This is a genomic window from Celeribacter sp. HF31, from assembly GCF_011806455.1.
Taxonomy (GTDB): Bacteria; Pseudomonadota; Alphaproteobacteria; order Rhodobacterales; family Rhodobacteraceae; genus Celeribacter.
On sequence record NZ_JAATOT010000001.1, the window covers coordinates 246,860 to 269,920 of the forward strand.

At 60.2% G+C, this 23,061-nt stretch carries 24 protein-coding genes; 7 read left to right on the forward strand and 17 right to left on the reverse strand.

Annotation, left to right across the window (positions count from 1 at the left end; genetic code table 11):
* Positions 1-17 precede the first annotated feature (17 nt).
* On the reverse strand, positions 18-2,093 hold the full coding sequence (locus HCZ23_RS01235) for a PAS domain-containing methyl-accepting chemotaxis protein (protein WP_167599882.1): 2,076 nt from the start codon (positions 2,091-2,093) through the stop codon (positions 18-20).
* Between the two features lie 157 nt (positions 2,094-2,250).
* Positions 2,251-4,440, reverse strand: a complete 2,190-nt coding sequence (locus tag HCZ23_RS01240; protein WP_167599883.1) for an NADP-dependent isocitrate dehydrogenase — start codon at positions 4,438-4,440, stop codon at positions 2,251-2,253.
* 315 nt (positions 4,441-4,755) lie between these two features.
* Between HCZ23_RS01240 and HCZ23_RS01245 the strand changes: the two genes are divergently transcribed.
* The 4 genes from HCZ23_RS01245 to HCZ23_RS01260 are packed head-to-tail and all read left to right on the forward strand — an operon-like array spanning position 4,756 to position 8,692.
* Complete coding sequence (locus HCZ23_RS01245) at positions 4,756-6,180, forward strand: circularly permuted type 2 ATP-grasp protein (RefSeq protein ID WP_167599884.1); 1,425 nt, start codon at positions 4,756-4,758, stop codon at positions 6,178-6,180.
* Positions 6,181-6,193: 13 nt separating this feature from the next.
* Entirely contained in the window at positions 6,194-7,135 is a 942-nt protein-coding gene (locus HCZ23_RS01250) for an alpha-E domain-containing protein (protein ID WP_167599885.1), read from the forward strand.
* Positions 7,136-7,141: 6 nt separating this feature from the next.
* Positions 7,142-7,951 carry a transglutaminase family protein gene (locus HCZ23_RS01255; RefSeq protein ID WP_167599886.1) on the forward strand — a complete coding sequence of 270 codons (810 nt, stop codon included), beginning with the start codon at positions 7,142-7,144 and terminating at the stop codon, positions 7,949-7,951.
* Between the two features lie 9 nt (positions 7,952-7,960).
* Entirely contained in the window at positions 7,961-8,692 is a 732-nt protein-coding gene (locus HCZ23_RS01260) for a proteasome-type protease (RefSeq protein WP_167599887.1), read from the forward strand.
* On the opposite strand, the gene tsaD is transcribed toward HCZ23_RS01260, so the two are convergent.
* The 7 genes from tsaD to HCZ23_RS01295 form a co-directional block, all read right to left on the reverse strand.
* Positions 8,689-9,681, reverse strand: a complete 993-nt coding sequence (tsaD, locus tag HCZ23_RS01265; protein WP_167599888.1) for a tRNA (adenosine(37)-N6)-threonylcarbamoyltransferase complex transferase subunit TsaD — start codon at positions 9,679-9,681, stop codon at positions 8,689-8,691. The two genes, HCZ23_RS01260 and tsaD, sit on opposite strands and share 4 nt — an antisense overlap.
* Positions 9,678-10,271, reverse strand: coding sequence for an L-threonylcarbamoyladenylate synthase (locus HCZ23_RS01270; RefSeq protein WP_167599889.1), 594 nt, complete (start codon positions 10,269-10,271; stop codon positions 9,678-9,680). The genes tsaD and HCZ23_RS01270 overlap by 4 nt, the downstream gene beginning before the upstream one ends.
* Entirely contained in the window at positions 10,268-10,870 is a 603-nt protein-coding gene (locus tag HCZ23_RS01275; protein ID WP_167599890.1) for a hypothetical protein, read from the reverse strand. The genes HCZ23_RS01270 and HCZ23_RS01275 overlap by 4 nt, the downstream gene beginning before the upstream one ends.
* The gene (tsaE, locus tag HCZ23_RS01280; protein WP_217703093.1) at positions 10,867-11,328 is read right to left on the reverse strand and encodes a tRNA (adenosine(37)-N6)-threonylcarbamoyltransferase complex ATPase subunit type 1 TsaE; all 462 of its coding nucleotides are present in this window, start codon (positions 11,326-11,328) and stop codon (positions 10,867-10,869) included. The genes HCZ23_RS01275 and tsaE overlap by 4 nt, the downstream gene beginning before the upstream one ends.
* Positions 11,329-11,412: 84 nt before the next feature.
* Positions 11,413-11,853, reverse strand: a complete 441-nt coding sequence (gene dtd, locus HCZ23_RS01285; protein ID WP_167599892.1) for a D-aminoacyl-tRNA deacylase — start codon at positions 11,851-11,853, stop codon at positions 11,413-11,415.
* 15 nt (positions 11,854-11,868) lie between these two features.
* Complete coding sequence (locus HCZ23_RS01290) at positions 11,869-12,795, reverse strand: carbohydrate kinase (RefSeq protein WP_167599893.1); 927 nt, start codon at positions 12,793-12,795, stop codon at positions 11,869-11,871.
* An 82-nt stretch (positions 12,796-12,877) separates the two neighbouring features.
* The gene (locus tag HCZ23_RS01295; protein WP_167599894.1) at positions 12,878-13,954 is read right to left on the reverse strand and encodes a primosomal protein N' (replication factor Y) - superfamily II helicase; all 1,077 of its coding nucleotides are present in this window, start codon (positions 13,952-13,954) and stop codon (positions 12,878-12,880) included.
* A 104-nt stretch (positions 13,955-14,058) separates the two neighbouring features.
* Here HCZ23_RS01295 and HCZ23_RS01300 point away from each other — a divergent pair, with 104 nt between their 5' ends.
* A complete protein-coding gene (locus HCZ23_RS01300; protein ID WP_167599895.1) occupies positions 14,059-14,448 on the forward strand; it encodes a CZB domain-containing protein in 390 nt (129 codons plus the stop codon).
* 26 nt (positions 14,449-14,474) lie between these two features.
* Here the strand turns inward: HCZ23_RS01300 and HCZ23_RS01305 are convergent, their stop codons facing one another.
* The 7 genes from HCZ23_RS01305 to HCZ23_RS01335 form a co-directional block, all read right to left on the reverse strand.
* Positions 14,475-14,729, reverse strand: a complete 255-nt coding sequence (locus tag HCZ23_RS01305; protein ID WP_167599896.1) for a hypothetical protein — start codon at positions 14,727-14,729, stop codon at positions 14,475-14,477.
* Positions 14,730-14,962: 233 nt separating this feature from the next.
* Positions 14,963-16,069, reverse strand: a complete 1,107-nt coding sequence (locus tag HCZ23_RS01310; protein WP_167599897.1) for an SPFH domain-containing protein — start codon at positions 16,067-16,069, stop codon at positions 14,963-14,965.
* Positions 16,070-16,084: 15 nt separating this feature from the next.
* The gene (locus HCZ23_RS01315; protein WP_167600282.1) at positions 16,085-17,029 is read right to left on the reverse strand and encodes a DUF2927 domain-containing protein; all 945 of its coding nucleotides are present in this window, start codon (positions 17,027-17,029) and stop codon (positions 16,085-16,087) included.
* A gap of 21 nt (positions 17,030-17,050) precedes the next feature.
* A complete protein-coding gene (locus tag HCZ23_RS01320; RefSeq protein WP_167599898.1) occupies positions 17,051-18,229 on the reverse strand; it encodes a toxic anion resistance protein in 1,179 nt (392 codons plus the stop codon).
* A 22-nt stretch (positions 18,230-18,251) separates the two neighbouring features.
* Complete coding sequence (locus tag HCZ23_RS01325; RefSeq protein WP_167599899.1) at positions 18,252-19,172, reverse strand: 5-bromo-4-chloroindolyl phosphate hydrolysis family protein; 921 nt, start codon at positions 19,170-19,172, stop codon at positions 18,252-18,254.
* A gap of 191 nt (positions 19,173-19,363) precedes the next feature.
* Positions 19,364-20,746, reverse strand: coding sequence for a pseudouridine synthase (locus HCZ23_RS01330; RefSeq protein ID WP_167599900.1), 1,383 nt, complete (start codon positions 20,744-20,746; stop codon positions 19,364-19,366).
* Between the two features lie 111 nt (positions 20,747-20,857).
* Positions 20,858-21,478, reverse strand: coding sequence for an OmpW family protein (locus HCZ23_RS01335; protein WP_167599901.1), 621 nt, complete (start codon positions 21,476-21,478; stop codon positions 20,858-20,860).
* Between the two features lie 181 nt (positions 21,479-21,659).
* Between HCZ23_RS01335 and HCZ23_RS01340 the strand changes: the two genes are divergently transcribed.
* Positions 21,660-22,109: a nucleoside deaminase gene (locus tag HCZ23_RS01340; RefSeq protein WP_167599902.1), complete on the forward strand. Its 450-nt coding sequence runs from the start codon at positions 21,660-21,662 to the stop codon at positions 22,107-22,109.
* On the opposite strand, the gene HCZ23_RS01345 is transcribed toward HCZ23_RS01340, so the two are convergent.
* Positions 22,106-22,354 (reverse strand): peptidase, encoded by a 249-nt coding sequence (locus HCZ23_RS01345; RefSeq protein ID WP_175580857.1) that lies wholly within the window; start codon positions 22,352-22,354, stop codon positions 22,106-22,108. The genes HCZ23_RS01340 and HCZ23_RS01345 overlap by 4 nt on opposite strands.
* A gap of 272 nt (positions 22,355-22,626) precedes the next feature.
* On the opposite strand from HCZ23_RS01345, the gene HCZ23_RS01350 reads away from it, so the two are divergent.
* Positions 22,627-23,034 (forward strand): EF-hand domain-containing protein, encoded by a 408-nt coding sequence (locus tag HCZ23_RS01350; RefSeq protein ID WP_167599903.1) that lies wholly within the window; start codon positions 22,627-22,629, stop codon positions 23,032-23,034.
* Positions 23,035-23,061 lie beyond the last annotated feature (27 nt).

Genomic DNA, 23,061 nt, shown 5'->3' on the forward strand with positions numbered 1-23,061 from the left:
TATGTCTTGCTGAGATGTTACGCCGATCTCGCGAAAGGAACCGCGCCGCCCTGCGGTGCGCTGGCCGCTGTCGACACAGAGAAGAACGACAGGTCGCGTTCCATCGTATCGATGTTGTTGCGCAGGCTCATCGTCGCCGCATTGGTTTCTTCGGACATCGCCGCGTTTTGCTGGGTGGTTTGATCCAGCTGATTGATGGCTGAGCTCAATTCCCCGAGACCAGTGGCTTGTTCCGTGGTCGATGTGGCGACATGCTCGATGCCGGCATGGATTTTTTCGGCCACTTCGCGGATGCGGGACAGCGCCAGACCGGCTTCGCGCACCAGTTCCACACCTCCGGAAACCTGTTGGTTCGAGGTCGAAATCAGGGTGGCGATTTCGCGGGCCGCTTCCGAGGAGCGCTGCGCCAGCGCACGCACTTCGGAGGCGACAACGGCAAACCCGCGACCGGCTTCGCCCGCGCGTGCGGCCTCGACGCCCGCATTCAAGGCCAAAAGGTTGGTCTGGAAAGCGATGTCATCGATGACGGAGGTGATCGACGCCACTTGTTTGGACGAGTTCTCGATCTCGTCCATCGCTGAAATCGCACGATCAACGACTTCTTCGGCTTGGACAGTGTGGTTTCTGGCCTCTCCCGAACGCGATTGAACTGTGTTGGCCGTCTCGGCGACGCCCTTCACGGAGGCGACGAGTTCGTCCAGTGCGGCGGCGCTTTCTTCCAGTGTCGCGGCCTGATGTTCGGTGCGGCGGGCCAGATCATCTGTGGCCTGACCGATGGATTCGGATTCGGATTTGAGGATTTGTGCGCCATCGGTGATGCCGCCGACGATCTCTTGCAGTTGCGAGGCGGTTTGGTTGAAATTCTGACGCAGGCTATCGAATTCGCCCAGGTTCGTGTCGAGATGCACGGAGAGATCGCCTTTGGCCAGACGATCCAGCCCCTCCATCAACGTGTCGACGGTGACGCGGTAAACCGTTGTGTCGACGGCGAATTTGACGATTTTGGTCACCTGACCGGCAGCGTCGCGGATCGGATTGTAGCTGGCGCGTATGGAAATGCGCTTACCACCTTTGCCGATGCGCTCGTACTCATCGCTGAGCGCTTTGCCGGAGCGCAGGTCTGCCCAGAACTCCGTGTAGCTTTGGCTTTGAACGATTTTCGGATCGACGAACATGCTGTGGTGCTTGCCGACGATTTCCTCCACCGTATAGCCAAGGGCATCGCAGAAATTCTGATTGGCGCGCAGGATCGTGCCATCCGGTTTGAATTCGATGACCGCCTGAACCTTTTGAATGGCCTCGATCTGGCCGCAGGCGTCGGCCTCCATGTTCTTCGCCTTGGTGATGTCGAAGGCGTATTTGACCACTTTGAAGGGCCGACCCTCAGGATCGATCAGGGTTTCATAGGTGGCTTCGAGCCAAATCAGGTCCCCATTCTTCGCGCGACGTTTGACCTGACCCTTCTCGGACGATCCTTTGCCCAAGCGGTCCCAGAGGTCGCGATACGCCTGCGAGTCCGCTTCGCCATCGGGCATGAAGATACGGTGATGGCTGCCCTTGATCTCATCGAGCGTATAGCCCGTCGTCTGGAGGAACAGATCGTTGGCATGCAGGATATTGCCCTTCAGATCGAATTCGATGAAGGCCATGGAGCGGCGGATGGCGTCCTCTTTCGAGCGGTTGTCGCGCCGCTTCAGATGCATCGTCGAAATTTCGCGCCCAATGATATAGATCGAGTCGACTTTGCCATCCATGCCGCGATGCGCGCTATAGGTGGCGCTGAACCAGATCTCTTCGCCCGCCTTGTTCAGGCGGGGCACGATCACTTTTTGGGTTTCGCCGGCGCGGATACGGTCCCAGAGGGCTTTCGCCTCTTCCTTGTCCTTGGTGCGGACGAAGAAGGTGTAATTTTTGCCAATCGCCTCTTCACGGGTGAAACCGGTCGTTTCAAGAAAGATGTCATTCACATGGCGAATGACCCCATCCGGATCACAGGAGACGATGACATGCGTGTCGTCGAGGACATGTTCCAGAGCGGTGGTGGGAATGCTGTAAAGCTCCGCGCCGCGTTTCGCTTTCGACTTAAAGAACATCCGGCTGTGACCTCGTCTAATGAACCTGATTTGACCAGAAATGCTGGCGAATTGCGGATCATCTTACGGGGCGCCTATTACCGATTGGTTTAAGAGGTCTTCCAAAAAATAAGGGCGCCCGAAGACGCCCTTATGGTTTTGCTTTTACAGTGTTTATTTAGCCGATGATCGCATTGAGCGTGGCCGAGGGGCGCATGATCGAGGCCACTTTGGCCGGGTCGGCGTGGTAATAGCCGCCCATATCCGCCGGTTTACCTTCCGCCGCTTTCATCTCATCGAGGATCACCGATTCTTTGTCGGCCAGAGCCGCGGCGATCGGTGCGAAATGCGCTTTCAGCTCGGCATCGTCGTCTTGTGCCGCCAGAGCCTCGGCCCAGTAGCGGGCGAACCAGTAATGCGAGGAGCGGTTGTCGTTCTGGCCGACTTTGCGCTCCGGCGATTTGTTCTCCAAAAGCAGCTTCTGCGTCGCGACCTCGACGGCGGCGCCCAGCACGCCAGCTTTCGGCATGGATTTCGACGCGGCGAGGAAGTTGTAGCTTTCGCCAAGCGCACAGAACTCGCCGAGGCTGTCCCAACGCAGGTGGTTTTCTTCCTGAACCTGCTGGACGTGCTTCGGCGCGGAGCCACCGGCACCGGTCTCGAACAATCCGCCGCCCTGCATCAGTTTGACGATGGAGAGCATCTTGGCAGAGGTGCCAAGCTCGAGGATCGGGAACAGGTCGGTGAGGTAGTCACGCAGCACGTTGCCGGTGATGGTCACGACGTTCTTGCCCTTGCGCATCTCTTCCCAGGTAAAGCGGGTGGCTTCGCGCGGTGCCATGATCGGGATGTCCTTGCCAGCTTCCTTGAGGGCCGGTTCGACATATTTGATCAGCTCGGCGTCATGCGCGCGGTTTTTGTCGAGCCAGAACGCGCCGGTGCCTTCGACGTCGAAACGTTCGATGCCGGTCTTGATCCAGTCGAGGATCGGAGCTTTTTTCGCGGTGCAGGAGCGCCAGATGTCGCCCGCTTCGACCTCGTTCGACAAAAGCACTTCGCCGCTGTCCAGAACGATGGAGACGGTGCCGTCGGCGCTCATCTCAAAGGTGGTCGGGTGGGAGCCGTATTCCTCGGCTTTCTGCGCCATCAGACCGACGTTGGACACGGCGCCACAGGTGGTGACGTCGAGCGTGCCGGTCTCTTTGAAATACTCCACCGTCTCGTCATAGACGCAGGCGTAGGAGTTGTCGGGGATGCAGCATTTGGTGTCGGCAGCCTTGCCATCCGGGCCCCAGCCGATGCCACCGGCCTTGATCACAGCGGGCATGGAGGCGTCGATGATCACGTCAGAGGGCACGTGCAGGTTGGTGATGCCCTTGTCGGAATCCACCATGTACATCGGCGGTTTGGCGGCCAATGCGGCTTTCAGATCGGCTTCCATCTCGGCATTGCCTGCGATGAGCTTTTCCAAAGCGCCGATGCCGGAGTTCGGGTTGAAGTCCAGCTTGTCACCGTGTTTCGCAAGGAAGTCTCCGAGATAGACCGACACGAAATGGCCAAAGATGATCGGGTCGGAGACCTTCATCATCGTGGCTTTCAGGTGCACGGAGAACAGCACACCCGGCTCCATGCTGGCGACCTCGGCCTTGATGTAGCTGCGCAGCGCCCTGGCGGACATGAAGGTCGCGTCGACGATCTCGCCTTCGAGATATTTGAGACCGGATTTCAGAACCGTCTCGGTGCCGTCTTTCGCGGTGAAGACGATCTTTGCGCCACCGGCCTGAGCGGCGGTGATGGTGGCGGCTTTTTCATTGGCAAAGAAATCATCGCCCGGCATTGCGGCAACGGTGGTTTTCGAGGTGGATTTCCACTCGCCCATGCGGTGCGGGTTGGCTTTGGCGTATTCTTTCACGGCCTTGGCGGAACGACGGTCGGAGTTGCCCTCGCGCAGCACCGGGTTCACGGCGGAGCCTTTGACGGTGTCGTATTTGGCGCGGACGGCTTTTTCTTCGTCGGTTTGCGGGTCAGAAGGGTAGGCCGGGATCGGGTAGCCTTGGGATTGCAGTTCCTTGATGGCGGCTTCGAGCTGCGGCACGGAGGCCGAGATGTTCGGCAGTTTGATGACGTTGGCCTCGGGGGTTTTCACCAATTGGCCCAGCTCGGCGAGGTCATCGGATACACGCTGATCGTCGGACAGAAGCTCCGGGAAGAGGGCGAGGATACGACCGGCCAGAGAGATGTCCTTGGTCGCGACGCTGACACCGGCGGCGTCGGAGAAAGACGAGATGATCGGCAAAAGCGAGCCACGCGCCAGCTCGGGCGCTTCGTCCACGATGGTGTAGATGATGTCGGGTGTCTTGTCGGCCATGAGGTCCTCCTCTTTACGATTCTGCGACAGGGGATTTCCCCTGTTTTAGGCTTGCCAAAGCGGGTAGCGGAGTAGGGGGCGCAAGTCAATGTGTGCAACTGTATACTGCGACCGTCCGGGGCGATGTTTGCGCCAGTCAGATGCCACGCTGTGCGAGGTTTTGCAGAGACCCCGGGACAGAGATGTGCGCAAAGCAGAGGGTGTTGAACTTTGCTGCTTAAATAGTGTGCGATTGCGCAGCAATTCACCGCTTGTCGTGGGGGAGATTTGCGAATCCGATTGTGAAGCGAATTCGGCACGCCTTAAATTCATTCCATGAGCGAGAAAAACATCTTTGATGAAATGTGGGGGACCGACGAGGTTCTGCGTGGCCCTTACAGCGAATTTCAGAGCTGGTTTCAGGACGAAGATCTGAAACGGCTGCGTGCAAAACAACGCGAGGCGGAAGAGGTGTTTCGCCTGGCGGGCATCACCTTCAACGTCTACGGTCGCGCCGAGGCCGAAGAGCGGCTGATCCCCTTTGACATCATCCCGCGCATCATCGCGGGGCGCGAATGGCAGAGGCTCTGCAAGGGCATCGAGCAACGCGTGCGGGCGATCAATGCCTTCCTGCATGACATTTACAACCGTCAGGAAATCATCAAGGCGGGCCGTGTGCCGCAAGAGATGATCGCCAAGAACGAGGCCTTCCTGCCGCAGATGATCGGCATGACGCCGCCGGGCGGGGTTTATACCCATATCGTCGGCATCGACCTTGTCCGCACCGGGCCGGATCAGTTCTACGTGCTCGAAGACAACGCGCGCACGCCCTCTGGCGTCTCCTATATGCTGGAGAACCGCGAGACGATGCTTCAGATGTTCCCGGAGCTGTTCTCGCGCAACCGGGTTCAGCCCGTGCAGAATTACCCTGTGAATTTGCGCCGCTCTCTCGCCGCCTGCGCGCCGCCTGCCTGTGACGGGCCGCCGACGGTCGCCGTGCTGACTCCGGGGATTTACAACTCCGCCTATTACGAACACGCCTTTCTCGCCGATCAGATGGGTGTGGAGCTGGTCGAGGGGCATGATCTGCGCGTGGTCAACGGTCGCGTCGCGATGCGCACCACCCATGGCTACAAACCGATCGACGTGCTTTACCGCCGCATCGACGATGACTTCCTCGATCCTCTGAACTTCAACCCGGAAAGTGCGCTGGGCGTGCCGGGCATCATGGATGTCTACCGCGCCGGTGGGATCACCATCGCCAACGCGCCCGGCACCGGCATCGCGGACGATAAGGCAATCTATAGCTATATGCCCGACATCGTTGAGTTCTACACCGGCGAAAAGGCGATTCTTGAGAACGTGCCGACCTGGCGCTGTTCGGAACCCGACAGCCTTGCCTATGTGCTCGACAACCTCTCCGAACTGGTGGTCAAGGAGGTGCATGGCTCCGGCGGCTATGGCATGTTGATCGGGCCGACCTCGTCCAAGAAAGAGATCGAAGAGTTCCGCAAGAAACTCACCGCGCGGCCCGGCAATTACATCGCCCAGCCGACGTTGGCGCTTTCCACCGTGCCGATCTTTACCAAGTCCGGGCTGGCGCCGCGCCATGTGGACCTGCGGCCCTTTGTGCTCTGCTCGCCCGAGGGGATCGACATCACGCCCGGCGGCTTGACCCGTGTCGCCTTGGAAAAAGGCTCGCTCGTGGTGAACTCGTCACAGGGTGGCGGGACCAAGGACACTTGGGTTCTGGAAGACTGAGGGGAGGACAGAGATGCTTGGGAAAACGGCAAATGGCCTCTACTGGATGTCACGCTATCTGGAGCGCGCGGAGAACACCTCGCGGCTTGTGGAAACCGGCCAGCGGATCGGTCTGACGCGATTGGGTCAAGACGATGACGAATGGGCCTCTGTGATGCGCTCGGCGTCGGTTCTGGCGGGCTATGAAGAGCACCACGACGAGGTGACGAAAGACGCGGCGATCAACTGGATGCTGCGGGAAAAGGCCAATCCGGCCTCGGTGCTTTCGACCATTTCGGAGGCGCGGCAAAACGCCCGCATGGTGCGCACGGCGCTGACCCATGAGGTTTGGGAGGCGATCAACGGCTGTTACATGGCGGTGAAGGACGCTCTGGCACGCAAGGTGTCGGAACGTGATCTTCCTGCCGTTCTGGGCCTCATTCGGCAACGCACCGCCTTGGTGCGCGGTGCCACCCACGGGACGATGCTCAGAAATGACATCTACGATTTCACCCGTTTGGGCACCTTCCTTGAACGCGCCGATGCGACCGCGCGGATACTGGATGTGAAATACTACGTGCTTTTGCCCTCGGCCTTTGCGGTGGGCTCGTCGATCGACAATGTGCATTGGGAAACCATCCTGCGCTCGGTCTCGGCGCGGGGCGGATTTCGCATGGCTTATGGCTCTCAGGTCAACGCCCGCGACATCGCACAATTCCTGATCCTCGACAAACGCATGCCGCGCTCTCTGAACTTTTGTGCGACGAAGATCCACAACAACCTGAGCTATCTCGGCGCTGACTACGACACGCCTCCGCAATCTTCTCTGATGGCAAAGGCACTGGTGGATCGTTTCATGAACCACGACATTGAGGCGGTTTTCGACTATGGTCTTCATGAATATATCCAGACGGTCCTGAGCATGCTGAGTAAGCTCGGCCAGCAGATCGAGAAAGACTATCGGTTCTATGAGTAAATCCAGATGCGCCTGACCATTCGCCACACGACCCGCTATTCGTTTGAGAGTCCCGTCACCTACGGGCTTCAACAGCTGCGCAAGACGCCGAAAACCGGCCATGGCCAAGAGGTGCTCACCTGGTCGACGACGGTGAGCGGCGGGCAAAAGGAGCTGTCCTATCACGACCATATGAACAATCTGGTTGAGCTGATTTCCTTTGAAAAAGATGCGCAGGAGTTGGTGATCTCCTGCGAGGGCGAGGTCGAGGTCGCGGACAATCATGGCGTGGTCGGCCAGCATCGCGGGCCTTCACCTCTTTGGCTGTTCGACAGCGTGACGCCTCTGACCAAACCCGGCGCAGGCGTGCGGGCCCTCGTCAAACAGGTCGAAGGCGAAACGGATCTCGAACGCCTCCACGCGCTGTCCAAATTGGTGGGCGAAGCGGTGACATACGAGGTCGGCAGTTCGCACGCCGACGGCAGTGCCGAAGAGGCGCTGAGTGAGGGCAAAGGCGTCTGCCAAGACCACGCCCATGTTTTCATCTCCGCCGCCCGCGAGATGGGATTTCCGGCACGCTATGTTTCCGGCTACCTGATGATGAACGACCGCACCGAACAAGATGCCACCCACGCTTGGGCCGAAGCCCATGTGCGCGGCCTCGGATGGGTCGGATTCGACGTCTCAAACGAGATTTGCCCCGACCAACGCTACGTTCGTGTCGCAACAGGTCTGGACTACCGCGATGCCGCCCCTGTAACTGGCACGAGATACGGCGGCGAGGGCGAATCCCTCTCTGTCGAGATCGAAGTCATACAGCAACAAGAGCAACAATAAGGACGGCAGATGACCTATTGCGTGGGGATGATGCTCGATCAGGGCCTCGTCATGATGTCCGACACAAGGACCAATGCCGGTGTCGACAATATCTCGACGTTCAAGAAGATGTTCTCCTGGGAGACCCCCGGCGAGCGTATTCTGACCGTCATGACCGCGGGCAATCTCGCCACCACGCAGGCGCTCGTGTCGCTGTTGGATGAGCGCACCAAAGCGCCCGAGGACCGCGAACCCTCGATCCTCTCCGCGCCGTCGATGTTTCAGGTCGCCCGCCTTGTGGCCCGCACCCTCAAAGATGTGATCGCCGACAATGCCGACGAGGGCCAGCGCGCCGACAGCGCGTTTAACGCCACCGTGCTTTTGGGAGGTCAGATCAAGGGCTCCGAGCCACGCCTGTTCCTGATCTACCCTGAGGGTAATTTCATCGAGGCGGGCGCTGAAACGCCGTTTTTCCAGATCGGCGAGACCAAATACGGCAAGCCCATTCTGGTGCGTGCTTACGATCCGCAGATGTCCTTTGAAGAGGCCGTCAAACTGATGCTTGTCTCCTTTGACAGCACGGTCAAAGCCAACCTCTCCGTGGGCTTGCCCTTCGATCTTCAGGTCATCGAAAAAGACAGCTATCAGGTCGCCTTTCAGCGCCGCATTACGGCGGACGACCCGTATTATCATGAGATTTCAACGGGATGGGGTGAGGCTTTGAAGGCGACGTTGGACGGGCTACCCGGGTTTAAATTTTAAGGCGTCTCTAAGCTCAGGTTCGGCTTCGGCATCAATTCCGGCTGCAATCCGCGCTCGACATAATCCCAAGTCGCCATGGCGATCATCGCCGCATTGTCGGTGGCCCATTTCATCGGCGGCAGGCACAGTTCGACGCCATGTTTCTCCGCGACTTTGCCCATCGCCTCGCGCAACTGAGGAGAGGCGGCGACGCCCCCGACAATGACCAGAGACTTCGGTTTGCACTCCGCCAGCGCCCGGTCCGCCTTGGCCGTCAAAACATCCATGCAGGCCGCCACGAAGGAGGCCGACATATCCTCGACCGAGACCTCCGGGTGCTTTTCGATATGCCGCGCGACAGAGGATTTCAGCCCGGAAAACGAGAACTCATAAGCGTCATTCTTCATCGGACGCGGCAGGCGCAACACGGGGGCTCCCGCCTTTGCCGCCTTATCAATCGCCGGACCGCCAGGCATGCCAAGCCCCAGCATCCGCGCGACCTTGTCATAGCTTTCGCCCACCGAGTCGTCCCGCGTCGTGCCGAGCAGGCGATAGGACCAGGCGTCTTTCAGCTCGGCAATCAACGTATGCCCGCCGGAGACCAGCATGATCACGGCGGGAAACTCGGTCTTGCCGCGCTCAAGCGCCACCGACCGGATATGCCCGCGCAAATGGTTCGCACCGTAAGCCGGCACACCCCAGCCCATCGACAGCGCCTCCGCCGTCGACAGCCCGACCAAAAGCGAGCCGATCAGGCCGGGGCCACGGGTCACGCCGATGGCGGTCAGATCCCTCGGAGTCACCGAAGCCTCGTCCATAACCGATTGAATCGTTGGAAGAATGGCTTCGAGATGCGCGCGTGAGGCCAGCTCCGGGTAGACGCCGCCAAAGGCCTCGTGAATTTCGAATTGCGACACGGTCTGGATCGCGGCGACATGGCCCGTGCGGTCCACCAAAGCGACAGAGGTGTCGTCGCAAGAGGTCTCGATGCCAAGGATCAAATCGCTCATGCCAGCACCTCGTGAATTTTTGCCTCTGACACCACCCCATGGCGCAGGATGACAACCGGATCGCGGGTGCAATCGACGATGGTCGAGGGGGCAGGGGCCGCGCCTTTGCCCGGCACAATGAGATCGGGCGCGCCGAAGAGTTGCTCTGCGGCCTCTTCTGTTGTCGCGGGCGGCTCGGCGCCGGAGCGGTTGGCCGAGGTGACCATCAAAGGACCTGATTTTTCAAGCGCTTCGAGCAATAGAACATTGTTCGGAATACGAACTGCGATCTCTGTGCGCCCGATCAGCCAGGCGGGCACCAGCATCGGATCGAGCGCCAGAACCAGCGTCAGCGCGCCGGGCACGTAAGCGCTTGCGAGGAGTTTCAGAGCGCTCTCAGAGAGCACCGCGCCCAGCCCCGCGATCTGGTCTGCGCCTGCCACCATGATTGGCAGGTTCTTGTCGCGGGGACGTTGTTTAAGTGTGTAAATCTTCTCAATCGCCTGCGCGTGTGCGGGCGAGGCGGCGAGGCCCAGAACCGTATCCGTGGGCAAAAGTACCACGCCACCGGACCCGAGAACCTCGGCGATCTGATCCGAGGAGGGCGTCATTCGAGCACCTCGACAATGGGATAAGCGCGGGCCTCGGGGCCGGGTGTTCCGGCGTCCAAGGCCCGTTCGAGCATCGTGTTCATGGCCGCCATATTGGTGATAGGCGCGTCATGCCCCTCAACCTCGATATTCCCGGCGAGATCGTAATCGTCCAAGTCTGAAAGCTGATTTATGGCAGATTTCTCAAGACAATGTTCGTAATGTGCAAGTTTTCCATCCCGGAAAATCCCGAAATGCACATGCGGACGCGCCGCGCGGCGCAGGATTGCGACCGGTTTTCCGGTACTCACCTCTGCGCCCAAAAGCTCGAACGCCGCGAGGGACAGAACCGGAATGCCCCGCGCAAATCCAAGCGCATTGGCGAAAGCCGCCGCCGTGCGCGTGACGCCCAAGCCACCGGGGCCGATGTCACAGGCGATGAGGCTCAGGTCTGACAAAGCGCCGCCACAGGCCGCGAGCCCGGTTTCCAACAGCATACGATAGTCGCGCGATCCGCTCAGCGTCTCATCTTGCGATGAGTCGAAGACAATCTCACCGCCGCGTCCCAAAGCCAGCGCTGGCACGCCGTTCGAGGCCTGAATGAGCAAGGTGATCGTCATGTGAGTGCCTCCAAAACTGGCGACCAGCGCGGCGCCTCTGCGGTGAATGTCACCTGCCGCTCCATCTCGCTGTCCCCAAAGCCGATGCGGATCGACAGCGGCGCATCGAAATAGTCGGCAATCCGCTCGCCCCATTCGATCACGGAAACCCCGGTGTCGAAATACTCTTCCAAACCAAGGTGATAGAACTCATGCGCGCCTTTCAAACGATAGGCGTCGACATGAAGAACCGGCCCTTTGGGGGTCTCATAGATATTGGCAATCGTGTAGGTCGGGCTGGTCACCGCCTCGTCAGACCCCAGAGCGCGGACCAAGGCACGGGTGAAAAACGTCTTGCCCGCCGCCAAGGCGCCATCCAAAAGCACGACATCGCCCGGACGCAAGAGAGCCGCCAGCGCTGAGGCGATCTGCGCCGTGTCCTCTTCGGAGGCAACATGTTTGACGAGTGTCTGCGCCACGGATGAACCCTTTCTTTGCAGGCGATTTAGGACAAAGCGCGGCAAAGGTCCATGGGGGAGGCGGCAAGAGACGGGCAGGGGCGATCAGGCGTCTGTGTCGAGCCAGATTGTGATCGGCCCATCATTGATCAGCGAGACTTTCATATCCGCGCCAAAGATGCCTTTTTCACACGGCACGCCCTCAGCCACCAGACGCTCGGTGAAATAGTCGTAAAGCGCCTTGCCCTCGTCCGGGGCGGCGGCGGTGGAAAAGCCGGGGCGGTTGCCCTTGGTCTCGGCGGCGAGCGTGAACTGGCTGACGACCAGAGCGGTGCCGCCGATATCGCGCACGGAGAGGTTCATCTTGCCCGCATCATCCTGAAAAATCCGCAGCTTGGCGATTTTCGCGGCCAATTTATCCGCCTGCGCCTCGGTGTCGCCGCGCATGGCGCAGACCAGCACCAAAAGGCCCGGGCCGCTTTGGCCCACAGTCGCGCCGTCGACGCGCACGGCGGCTTCTGAAATGCGTTGGATGAGGGCTCTCACGATAGGGTCTCCAATTCATGTTGCCAGTTCATGTTGCCAGGGCGGATTTGCACCCGCGCGGGACACGGTGACCGCCGCCGCCTGCGCCCCCAAAGTGAGGGCGGCGCGCAGCGTCTCGTCATCCAGCGCAGCAATCGCGTCTTTGGTCAATTTTCCCGCCCGTTGCAACCCCGCCAAAAGCCCCGCGTTGAACGTGTCGCCGGCGCCGACCGTATCGACCACCTCGACGCGGGTGCTTGCCACATGGGTGGTGCCGCGCGCCGTGATGCCTTTGACGCCATCCGCGCCCATGGTGAGGCAGACAAGTTTCACCCCCATGCCCAAAAGCGTGGCGATATGGGCGTCAATGTCGCCCTCTCCCATCAGCCAAATGAGGTCTTCGTCGGAGAGTTTGACGATGTCGGCATGCGCCAGCATATGGTCCAATCGTGCACGATAACGGGCCTCATCGCGGATAAATCCGGGCCGAATGTTCGGATCCATCATGGTGACGCGCGTTGCGGCGGCCTGGACAAACAGGGCTTCATAGGCCGCGCCACAGGGTTCAACAGGCAAAGAAATACCGCCGCAGAACAGCGCCTCCACAGTGTCTGGCAGCGCGGGCAGGTCCGCCTCCGTCAACATCCGCCCGGCGGTGTTCTCATCGTAGAAAGCATAGGTTGCATGGCCATCAACCAGCTTAACGAAGGCAACGGTACAGGGTCTGTCGGCGGTGACAGCCAGGGAGGTGTTCACATGGCTCTCGGCGAGTTTGGCCTTCAAAAGATCGCCAAAGAAATCCTGAGAGAACCCGGAGAAAAACCCCACATCCGCGCCAAGCCGCCCCAAAGCGACAGCGGTGTTGAACACGGCCCCGCCCGCGTGGGGCGCATAGGCGTCTTCGCCCAGCGTCGAAGTGCGAGGCAACATGTCGATCAGGGCTTCACCGGCGCAAAGGATCATCTCTTCCTCCATGATTGATCTGTGATAGCGCTAGCACGCAACGCCTGCCCGAGTAAATGCGCAGCGGAAGACACCGCCAGACTTATTGGTTCATTGCGATGATATAGCCGAAGACCGCAGCGACAATCGCCCCCGCAAGGACCGCAAAGGCAATTTTCCACGCGGAATAGGGACGTTCGCCCTGCACCCGCCCGGTGCGACCGTTGACGACGAAGCGATAGGTCTTGCCGCGATATTTATAGGCCGCCATCCAGATCGGCAGGAGAATGTGTTTGAAGGTCACCGCAGAGACCGCGGTGTCCATGTCATGCACGCGCTGACGATCGCCGCCGATGTCGAATTTCACATCGCGCAAGATCACCCGATCCATGTAATCGCGCGCGTTCTTGTAGCCCGAGTCCAAGGGCACGGAATAGGCGGTGGCACGAAACCCGGCGAGATAATCGGGGATATAGGGTTCAAGTTCGGAGAGATCCCAAGGTTCAAGGCCGTCGGAAAACTGACGCGGCAGGGCGTCGGAGGCCCGCACCAGGACATCGTCGAAAAACCGCGAGACACGTCCGGCGGAGGCCCGCCAACGGGTGTGGCGCTTGCGCACGGTCTGGCGTTTGCCGTTTCGGGTGACGGTATGCGATGTGTAATAATCGTCACCGCGTTCGCCACGATACTGCGTCGCGGTCTGCGCATCAAATGTCCAATAGGGCAGGTAGACGCCCGACATTTTCCGCCCTTTGCGGGCGTAGGATTTCAACCCATTGGGCGCAAACCACAGGCTTCCGAGCCAATCGCTCATGGCATCATGCGCGGCCTCTTCGGTCAACGCAAAGGGCAAAAGACCGTGGGGCTTGATATGACGATGCGCGCCCGTGTCGGTGACGACGGGGGTCGCACAAAACGGGCATTCGGTCGCATGCAGGTCTTCGTCGAATTCCACCTCCGCGCCGCAATTTGGACAAGTCGCGACGCGCGTTTCTTCCATCTCTTGCTGAGGGATTTGTGACGTGAGGGCGGATTCGAAATCCACCTCACGCGGTGCGCGCGCGTTGCTTGTGTCCAGCGCTTCTGTGGCCCCGCAATGATCACAAGACAGCACTCCCTTCGCCGGATCGAACCGCATATCGGCGCCACAGGTGGTGCAGGGAAACCGGTGTTCGGTCATGTCAGATGAGGCGGATGTGTCCAAATTCATGTGCGTTTATCCCATGTTAAGGGAAAGATGTGAAAGCTAGGCAGAACATGGCTCGATTTAGGAAGGTTGACAACATGACCACTCAGGAAACCAAAGGCGAGACGCAGATCAGGGATGCCATCTGTGCGCATACCGCGTGGCGCCGCAAATTGTCGGACTGCATCGACAAGGGACAATTGGAGAAAACGTCTGACGAGATTTCCTGCAACGACAAATGTGAGTTTGGCAAATGGTTGGGCACTTTGCGCGCGCAGGCGGGGCATCCGGTCATGGAGAAATACGAGATGATCGCGGGTCTGCATACGCGGTTTCATCGAGAGGCCGGTAAAATCGCGGTCGAGGTGGAACAGGGCGACAAAATGGCGGCACGTACGCTTTATGAGAATCCGAGTTTCAAGCGCCTGACCAACTCCTTGATCCTGAATCTGAACGACTGGCGCGAGGACTTCAAACATCTGACTTAGAGGTGCGGTACGCGGGACAGTACGCATCATCTTTCCTTTTGCTCGACGCTGATGATCTGCGCGATCTGGCTCCGTTCCGGTGTTGTGAACCGCAATATCTGGCAAAACAGAAAGAGCCCATGTCCGTCACGGGTCAAACGCCCCGTGATCGTGGCGGCTTTGCCCTCTACAGTGATCTGCGTGACCGACAGGCTGGCGGGCGGCTTAAGCTGGCGGAGAGCGTCGAGGATATGCGCGCGCCCGACGACACTTGGGTGGTTCGAGCGCTCCCAACTGGCCATGTCGGAGAGGGCTTCAGAAGGCAGCGGTCCCAAGCCACTCATCGCAAGAGCGAGTTCCGCAACTGCGCGCTCTGCGGGGCCGGGATCGCAGGGATAGCTGACCCGGGGAGACTGGACCCGAGGCGCCGCAGCACTGTCTTTTAAGCGCGATTGGCACATTGCGCGCTCCCTCTTCGCAAATTTTGCCCCGCGCAAGGCTGCGCAGGGCGCTCAGATCGGTGGCTTGGCCAGATTTAGGCGCCCGGCGGTGGCGGCGGCGGCGCGATGGTGAACAATTGCGCCAGCTCCGTGACATCTTCCGCCTTGAGCCAGCCGTCTTGGCCCGGCGTCCAGACAAAAGTTTCTCGTTTGAGCGCGCCTTTCGCGGCCATCTGGCCCATTTCGGCTTTCGAATACGGCCCTTTGGTCTCGCCACTTTCCGCGATGTGCCAGACATGTTCGACGGGGGGAGGCGGCGGTGTTTGTGCCGCCGGGGCCGCGGCGGCGGGACGCGCGCCCCAAGGGCCCTGATGCGCCATGCCCATGCCAAGCCCGGCCCCCATGCCCGCGCCCATCGAGGCGGCCATGGCGGAGTTTTCCGCGCCCATGGCTTCGGCGGCGTTGAACTTCATGTAATTGTCGAGATTGCCGACGATGCCCATTGAGGTGCGCTTGTCCATCGCGGCCTCAACCGCTTCGGGCAAGCTGATGTTTTCAATGTAGAATTCCGGGATGGTCAGGCCGTATTCCGCCACCACCTTGGAAATCTCCGTGGCCACGAGCTTGCCCAGATCGGCGGTGTTCGCCGCCATGTCCAGAACCGGAATGCCGGAGCCCGCGACGACGCGCGAAAACGCCTGCACAATGATGTTGCGGATCTGGTAGGAGATCTCGTCCATGGTGAACTCGCCATCCGTGCCGACGATCTCGGTCAGGAACAGCGACGGGTCAGAGACCTTCACCGTATAGGTGCCATAGGCACGCAGGCGCACCGGGCCGAATTCCGGATCACGGCACATGATCGGATTTTTGGTGCCCCATTTCAGGTCGGAGAACCGCGTGGTGTTGACGAAATAGACCTCGGATTTGAACGGCGATTTAAACCCGTGATCCCAATGCTGCAACGTCGTCAGGATCGGCATGTTGTTGGTCTCGAGCATGTAGAGGCCCGGCGTGAACACATCCGCCAGCTGGCCTTCATGCACGAACACCGCCGCCTGACCTTCGCGCACCGTCAGCTTGGCGCCGTATTTGATCTCATGGCCTTCGCGTTCGAACCGCCACACCATCGTGTCGCGTGTGTCGTCTGTCCAATGGATGACGTCGATGAATTCGCCGGAAAGAAAATCGAAAATACCCATGGGGCCTCCTGTTGGTCAAATGTCCTCGCCCATCAGCTCATATGCGATCTGGGTCGCAATCGGGCGGGCGGTGTCCGGGCGCATGCCGGGGGCGAGGCGTCGGTCGTAGAGAATGCGCAAAAGCAGCTCGTCGTGCCGCGTCAAAAGCGCGAATTCTTCGTCGTCGTTAAAGATCGAGGGCCGCGCATAGGGGCTATCGTTCGCAAGGCCGAGCCCTTGTGTGATTTCCTCGTGGAAACAGGATTTGCGCAATAAATCAGGATGTTCCGCGCGAATGATCGCCACGGCAGAGCGATAGGCGCCATCGTTCGCCGGATCAGAAGCGACCACCAGACAATAGGACGAACGCGGCATGTTCACGACCGAGCGGATGGCGTCCTGACCGATGCCCGGGATCATTTCCGCCAAGCGCGGCCCGATGGCGCGGCGCTCGTTTTCATTGAGCACGAGCACATGGAAATTGGGCTGAGACGAGCGGGTGATCGCATGGCCCGAGGCGCGCGCCAGCCGCGCAATCAGGCTGTTGACGGTGGCTTCGTCCTTGGCGCGTATTTCTGGCGGAACAGTGGCGCCGAACTCAAGACCCACCCGCACCGGCACCTGCCAGCGATGCAGGTTCGAGGGCGTCTTTTGCGCCACGAATTGCCCGTTCACCGAGGTGTATTCGTCATTCAAAGCAATGGCTTCGAAATTTGCGGCCAGTTGCCGGGCGTTGAACGGTGTGTCCGGCCCGCCGCCATCGCTACGGAGCAATTCATGGCTCAAAAGATCATTCTGCACCCGCGCGTAATAGCTTTCGAGCGCAAAGCTCTCGCTACTGCGCGCTGGCGGGGCCTGAACGATTGGCCGCACCGCCGCCGCCGGGCGGGGCAGCGGTTTGATGTCGGGTGCTTGAACGCAGGCGGCGAGCACGACCAAAGGCGCGAAGAGGGCCAGCCCACTCACGCCTTTGCCGATCATATGTCCCACCCGCGCGCGCATTTATGCCGGCACAGAGGGGCCAGAGGCGTTGCCGGTCGCCTTGGCGGCGGCCAGCGTGTCGCGCAGTTTCGTTTCCATTGCCTTGAGCTCGACCTCGGCCTCGGCGCGCTTGCGTTTGCCCTCGTCGGCGATCTGCAGGCTCTCTTCGATGGTGGCGACGAGTTCCTCGTTGGCGGTTTTCACGGCCTCGATGTCGAACACACCGCGCTCCATTTCCTCGCGCACGACCTTATTGGCCTCGCGCAGGTTCTTGGCGTTGGCGGTCAGCAATTCGTTGGTGAGATCGGTCGCCTCACGCACGGATTTCGCCGCCTCCGACGAGCGCTGAATGGTCACGGCCTGCGCCAGTTGGGTTTCCCAAAGCGGCACGGTGTTGACCAGCGTCGAGTTGATTTTCGTCACCAGCGACTTGTCGTTTTCCTGCACCAGACGGATCGAGGGCAGGGATTGCATCGTCACCTGACGGGTCAGTTTCAGATCGTGCACCCGACGCTCAAGGTCATCACGCGCCGCCCGCAGATCGCGCAGCTCCTGCGCCTTGATCACCTGATCTTCCTCAGGGGCGGCATCGACGGCGGCGGCCAGTGCAGGAATGTCGGTCTCGTCCAGCTCCTTGAGCTTCAATTCCCCCGCCGCGATATAGATCGCCAACTGGTCGTAGAAGGTCAGGGTTTTGTCATAGAGCATGTCCAAGGACTTGATGTCCTTGAGCAATTTGTGCTCATGGGTCAGCAGGTTGTCGGTGATCTTGTCGATCTGGCTTTGCACATCTTCGAAACGGGCGACGAATTTCGCCATCGGGGCGGCACGCCCTAGAAGTTTCTCCCACCAGCTCCGCTCACGGCGCACATCGAGTTCAGACACCGAGAACCCGCGAATGGTCGTCACGATGGAACGCAGGCTGTCACCTGCCGGTCCCACGTCCTTGTTCTTGACGTCCTGCAACATCGCTTGCGAAATCACCTGCAACTCGGCCTGCGCGGCAGAGCCGAAGCGCACGATGGAATTCGTGTCATGCATGTCGATCTCGGATTTCGCCTTTGCGACCTCGGCAGCCACAGGGGCCTCAATGGTCGTCGGGTCGATCAGCTCGCCCTTCGGTTCGGGGAGGATGACGGCGGTCACCTCTTCGACGTCTTTCAAAGCGGCTTCGGCCTGCTGGCGGATGGTTTCGGACATGTTCGGTTCCCCTCATTCAAACTCATGACGTGATATTTTGTGTGACGCCTTCGCGCGCCAACCGGTCGCGCAGCACCTCGATCTCGATGTCGAGGTCCGTCTTATCGTCCAAAAGCAACGCTTTATGACGGGCGTCGAAATTCGCTTCCAAATCGTCCAAAAGCGCGAACCAATCGCTTCGCGCCTCGACATTGCGGCTCTTGCTCCACAGATCGGCATATTTCGCCGTCGCATCGCGTGCGCCCAGGAGATAGACGCCAAGATATTTCCGCGCCGCCGTCAGATCGCGTGGATCGTCCTCGACCGTGCGGAACATGGCCCGCGCCGTGGTGATGAACTTTTCCAGCCGATCCTGCGCCTGCCGGTCGCCGGTGCGCTCAAGTGCTGCGCGCATGGATGCGAGATGCGCCTCGGCCTCATCCACGGCCTTGGCGACGCGGTCCTGCTGGAACAGGTCGATCTCGTCGAAGCCCTTGTTTTTCAAAGGATCCAAGCCAAAGGCGAGACTATGCAAAATGACGCCCAGCACGGCGAAAATCACCGTCTCCAGCGGGCCCCAGCCGAACCAGCCGACAAGACCTAACCCGAGGCCGGTCAACACGGAGCCGAAAATTTTGCGAGGAATGGCCGGGCGGCGGGACACTTTGCGCGCCTCGTAAGCCTCTTCGGCCTTTAGCCCCTCGCGGGTCAAAAACGCGGCGCCGACGAGACAGCCAAGCGCCGCCAGATAGCCGGCCATGGTGACGGGTTCCGCCGTAAACGCCTTCCACGCCAAGGGGATCGCCGCAAAGAACAACAGGTTCGAGCGGGCACCGACGCGGGTCGGTTTCTTGCCGTCAAACGGACGTGCGGCAGGCGCCGCCGTTTCGCGGTCCCCGTCTGTGAGGGGCCTGTCGGACAGATTGCCTTTCGGGGAGTGGGTGGACCCGTAGCGTTTCGCCATCACAGGCCCTGCGCCTTGATCGTCACGTAAAACGTCAGCGCAACCAACAGATAATAGGCGAGTTTTGAAAACACGCTGTCGCTCATGGGCACCCTTTCCAAAGCGGTTCTTATCACAAGATATAGAAAGGAATCGCACCCGGTGAAAGGGTGAAGGGGAGCGCTGGCCGTGCTTTCCCCCTCAGTTTCGATTTAGCGCCCAGATTTCGGCGGTTTGCCGCCTCTGCCGCCACCCGGTTTGCCTGAATTGCCGCCCGCGCCACCACCGTGGGATTTGAATCCGGCCGAGCGCGGTTTGCCGTCACGCCCGCCACCGTGGGATTTGAAACCGTGGGATTTGAAGCTGCCCGGCTTGCTGCCGCGCTCTTCGCCTCGATCGTCACGCGTGCCGCCCGGTTTGCCGCCAAACGGCTTGCCACCCGGTTTCCCGTCACGCGGCTTGCCCTTGAAGCCTTCGCCACGCGGTTTGAAATCGCCATCGCGTGCCCCGTCTCGCCCACCGTCACGCTCCCGATTGCCGCCGGGACCGCGTTTGCCCTGAAAACCTTCGCCACGGGGTTTGAAGCCACCGGGTTTCGCATCCCCGTCTTCGCGGCGTTTGAAACCTTGGCTACGCGGCTTGAATCCTTCGTCGCTGTCACGCCTGTCTTTGTTCGGCCCTTTGAACGGGGGTTTGCCGCCCGGTTTGCCAAAAGGCTTGCCGCCCGGTTTTCCACCCGGTTTGCCACCGCGCGCATCATCGCGCCCACGCACCTCTTTGCGCGGACCGCCTGGCTTGCCGCCGCGCTCAACAGTGCGCTTCGCCTTGCCGCCTTCGCCGATCTCAAGATCCATGCCAAGCTGATCGCGCAGCACCCGGCCGCGCACTTCCTCGACCTGACCCGGCTGCAAGGTGCCCAAACGGAAGGGCCCATATGACAGGCGGATCAGACGGTTCACGGTGAGGCCGATGTGCTCCATCGCGCGGCGAATCTCGCGGTTCTTGCCCTCGCGCAGACCGACGGTGAGCCAGGCATTGGCGCCTTGCTGACGGTCAAAGGCCACTTCCATCGGTTGGAAGTTTTCGCCATCAATGGTGACGCCCTTGCGCAGCGGTTCCAACATGGCCTCGGTCGCGGTGCCTTTGACCCGCACGCGGTATTTACGCAGCCAGCCGGTGTCGGGCAATTCGAGTTTGCGCTTCAGCTCGCCATCATTGGTCAAAAGCAAAAGCCCCTCGGAGTTCAAATCGAGGCGTCCGACGGACATCACTCGCGGCAGTTCTTTCGGCAGCTGATCGAACACAGTGTCGCGGCCCTTTTCATCTTTGGACGAGGTCACCAGACCCAGAGGCTTGTGATAGAGCCAAAGCCGCGGCGGCTCCGGTTCGCCGACCTCTTTGCCATCGACGAAAATCTTGTCCTTCGGCAGGACATTGAGGGCAGGCGAGGCAACAACGCGTCCGTTCACCGTGACGCGGCCCTCTTCGATCAAAGCCTCGGCTTCGCGGCGCGAGGAAATGCCGGCGCGCGACAGCACCTTGGCGATGCGGTCGCCGGGCGGGGTCTTTTTCGGAGTGTTGGGCGTGTCAGTCATGAGAATGGCCTTTCGTTGGCGCGCTCATACTCCGCGCGGGGGGCTATGGAAAGAGAAAAGGCGGCCCGCAGTGCTGGGGGCCGCCGATCCTGGTCATGCTGTGTGAGAGATTTAGAAGCTCATGACGTAGGAGACGCCAAAGACCCAGGGATCAATCTCGGCTTCGCCGATTTTAGCGCCGTCGAGTTTTACATCGCTGTCGATGTCGATCCAGCGCACATCGGTCCGCAAAGCGCCGCGTTCGCTGATCTGGTAATCGAAACCGGCGTGCAGCGCGACACCCCAAGAGTCGGAGAGATCGAGATCGCTGCCCGCGATGGCGCCCTTGGCGGTTTCATCGAAGAAGGCGGTGTAGTTCACACCGACGCCGAGGAAGGGGGTAAAAGTCGATCCGGTGTCAAAGTGATATTGCAGCGAGACCACCGGCGGCAGGTGCTGGGTCGAGCCGATCTCACCCATGCCAGACGCGCTGATGTCATGTTTGAACGGCCAGGCGCCCAAGACTTCGATGCCGAGATTGTCCTTGATGAAATACTCAAAGGTGATGGTCGGGCGCAGGTTGTCGCCGACATCCAGATCCGCGGGGACGGCAATGCTGCCATTGTCGGATTTCGGCATCACGTTGCCGAGGCCGAGACCGAGGGTCATCGTGCCAGCGTCTTGCGCGAAGGCAAATGTCGGCAGGGCGAGGGTGAGGGCCACGGTGGCGGCCATTACGGAAGTCTTGTTCATCTTGTATGTCCCAAACTGTCTTGAGCGCGGCGTTGCGCGCCTTTGCACAGATGTCAGGGGCCGTGTTGTAAAACTTTGATGTGCATCAATTTCGGTCCCGCTGCGGCAATTTGTCATGTCCGCGGTCGTCGTGGGTGTGCGGCGGGCTTGCGCTCGACAGATTTGCGCGGCAGGAAAGGGCATGTCGTTTCGCTCTTATATGGATGAGGCCTTGAAAGAGGCCCGGCTGGCCGAGGCCCGTGGCGAGGTGCCCGTGGGCGCCGTTGTCGTGTCGCCCGAGGGCGAGATCGTGGCGCGCGGTGGCAATCGCACGCGGGAAGATAGTGATCCGACGGCGCATGCGGAGATTGTTGCGATCCGGGCAGCCTGTGCCACTTTAGGGCAGGAGCGGCTGCCGGGGTTTGATCTATATGTGACGCTAGAGCCCTGTCCGATGTGTGCGGCGGCGATTTCCAACGCGCGCATTCGCAGGCTCTATTATGGGGCCTCCGATCCGAAATCCGGCGGCGTGGCCCATGGCGCGAAAATCTATAGCCATGCGCAGTGCCATCACGCACCGGAGATCTATGACGGGATCGCGGGGGCGGAGGCCGAGGCGCTCCTGAAGGCGTTCTTTGCCGCGAAACGTTAAGCTCCGATCACCATGTAGCGGCCGATGCCGTAGACGTAGAAGCCCGCGAAGAGGATGTTGATCCATTTGAGCTGGCGTTCGCTGTGCAGCCATCCCATCGCCATCCAGATCAGGCAAAAGGGTAGGGATAAAAAAAGATTCAGCGGATACCAATTCTGCACGATCGCCACGGTGGAGGTGAGGCCGAGGACAAGGGCGGTGTTTTTCAAAAGCCGCTCGTGGCGCGACAGGAAGATTTCGAACATATGCGGACCTGAGACAAAGCACAGCAAGACAACGCGCGAGAATGCGGTTGGGCCTGCGGAGGTTTCACGGATGTGGGAGGCGGTTCGCCTGAACGCGTCTTAGCGCAAATGCGGGCCTGTCACAATGCGGTCTGTCACAATGCGGGCCTGTCAAACAAGGCGAGGGACGCGGCCAAAGCCTCCCCAAAAAACTTCAAAAAATTCTAAAGCCCGCGTAGGGGCCCCTCTGGGCGCCCGTATTATGAGTATCGACGCCGCAAAGGAGTAACCAAATGCGCACCCGATACCGGGCCCTGATGGGGGCAACATTTTGCACATTGGGGCTGGCCGCGTCCGCCATGGCTGCGACGAATGTCTTGGCCTATGACACCAACGGCGACAGTGTTTTGACCCGTGCCGAGTTCCAGGGGCTGCAAATCGACAGCTTCAAGGCGCTCGATGCCAATGGCGACGGTTCCGTCACCATGGCTGAGTTGCAAAGCCTCGCCGCAGCCAAGGACATCAACGTCTCCGGCAAACGCGTCATGGTGCGTGACACCAATGGCGACGGGTCGGTGACGCAGACGGAATACCTTGCCGTCGCCCCCGGGTTCCAAAAGGCGGACGTCAACAACGATGGCGTTCTGGCCGGCAAGGAACTCACCCGCGTGGCGAACTTTCTCGCCCAGGCTGGATACTAACCGAGGTTTACTGATCACCTCACCCTT

Bases quoted from the DNA above. Each gene is read 5' to 3' on its own strand.
- HCZ23_RS01235 (WP_167599882.1), bottom strand. From the start codon at position 2,093: ATGTTCTTTAAGTCGAAAGCGAAACGCGGCGCGGAGCTTTACAGCATT.
- HCZ23_RS01240 (WP_167599883.1), bottom strand. From the start codon at position 4,440: ATGGCCGACAAGACACCCGACATCATCTACACCATCGTGGACGAAGCG.
- HCZ23_RS01245 (WP_167599884.1), top strand. From the start codon at position 4,756: ATGAGCGAGAAAAACATCTTTGATGAAATGTGGGGGACCGACGAGGTT.
- HCZ23_RS01250 (WP_167599885.1), top strand. From the start codon at position 6,194: ATGCTTGGGAAAACGGCAAATGGCCTCTACTGGATGTCACGCTATCTG.
- HCZ23_RS01255 (WP_167599886.1), top strand. From the start codon at position 7,142: ATGCGCCTGACCATTCGCCACACGACCCGCTATTCGTTTGAGAGTCCC.
- HCZ23_RS01260 (WP_167599887.1), top strand. From the start codon at position 7,961: ATGACCTATTGCGTGGGGATGATGCTCGATCAGGGCCTCGTCATGATG.
- tsaD (WP_167599888.1), bottom strand. From the start codon at position 9,681: ATGAGCGATTTGATCCTTGGCATCGAGACCTCTTGCGACGACACCTCT.
- HCZ23_RS01270 (WP_167599889.1), bottom strand. From the start codon at position 10,271: ATGACGCCCTCCTCGGATCAGATCGCCGAGGTTCTCGGGTCCGGTGGC.
- HCZ23_RS01275 (WP_167599890.1), bottom strand. From the start codon at position 10,870: ATGACGATCACCTTGCTCATTCAGGCCTCGAACGGCGTGCCAGCGCTG.
- HCZ23_RS01290 (WP_167599893.1), bottom strand. From the start codon at position 12,795: ATGATCCTTTGCGCCGGTGAAGCCCTGATCGACATGTTGCCTCGCACT.
- HCZ23_RS01295 (WP_167599894.1), bottom strand. From the start codon at position 13,954: ATGACCGAACACCGGTTTCCCTGCACCACCTGTGGCGCCGATATGCGG.
- HCZ23_RS01300 (WP_167599895.1), top strand. From the start codon at position 14,059: ATGACCACTCAGGAAACCAAAGGCGAGACGCAGATCAGGGATGCCATC.
- HCZ23_RS01305 (WP_167599896.1), bottom strand. From the start codon at position 14,729: ATGGCCAGTTGGGAGCGCTCGAACCACCCAAGTGTCGTCGGGCGCGCG.
- HCZ23_RS01310 (WP_167599897.1), bottom strand. From the start codon at position 16,069: ATGGGTATTTTCGATTTTCTTTCCGGCGAATTCATCGACGTCATCCAT.
- HCZ23_RS01315 (WP_167600282.1), bottom strand. From the start codon at position 17,029: ATGATCGGCAAAGGCGTGAGTGGGCTGGCCCTCTTCGCGCCTTTGGTC.
- HCZ23_RS01320 (WP_167599898.1), bottom strand. From the start codon at position 18,229: ATGTCCGAAACCATCCGCCAGCAGGCCGAAGCCGCTTTGAAAGACGTC.
- HCZ23_RS01325 (WP_167599899.1), bottom strand. From the start codon at position 19,172: ATGGCGAAACGCTACGGGTCCACCCACTCCCCGAAAGGCAATCTGTCC.
- HCZ23_RS01330 (WP_167599900.1), bottom strand. From the start codon at position 20,746: ATGACTGACACGCCCAACACTCCGAAAAAGACCCCGCCCGGCGACCGC.
- HCZ23_RS01335 (WP_167599901.1), bottom strand. From the start codon at position 21,478: ATGAACAAGACTTCCGTAATGGCCGCCACCGTGGCCCTCACCCTCGCC.
- HCZ23_RS01340 (WP_167599902.1), top strand. From the start codon at position 21,660: ATGTCGTTTCGCTCTTATATGGATGAGGCCTTGAAAGAGGCCCGGCTG.
- HCZ23_RS01345 (WP_175580857.1), bottom strand. From the start codon at position 22,354: ATGTTCGAAATCTTCCTGTCGCGCCACGAGCGGCTTTTGAAAAACACC.
- HCZ23_RS01350 (WP_167599903.1), top strand. From the start codon at position 22,627: ATGCGCACCCGATACCGGGCCCTGATGGGGGCAACATTTTGCACATTG.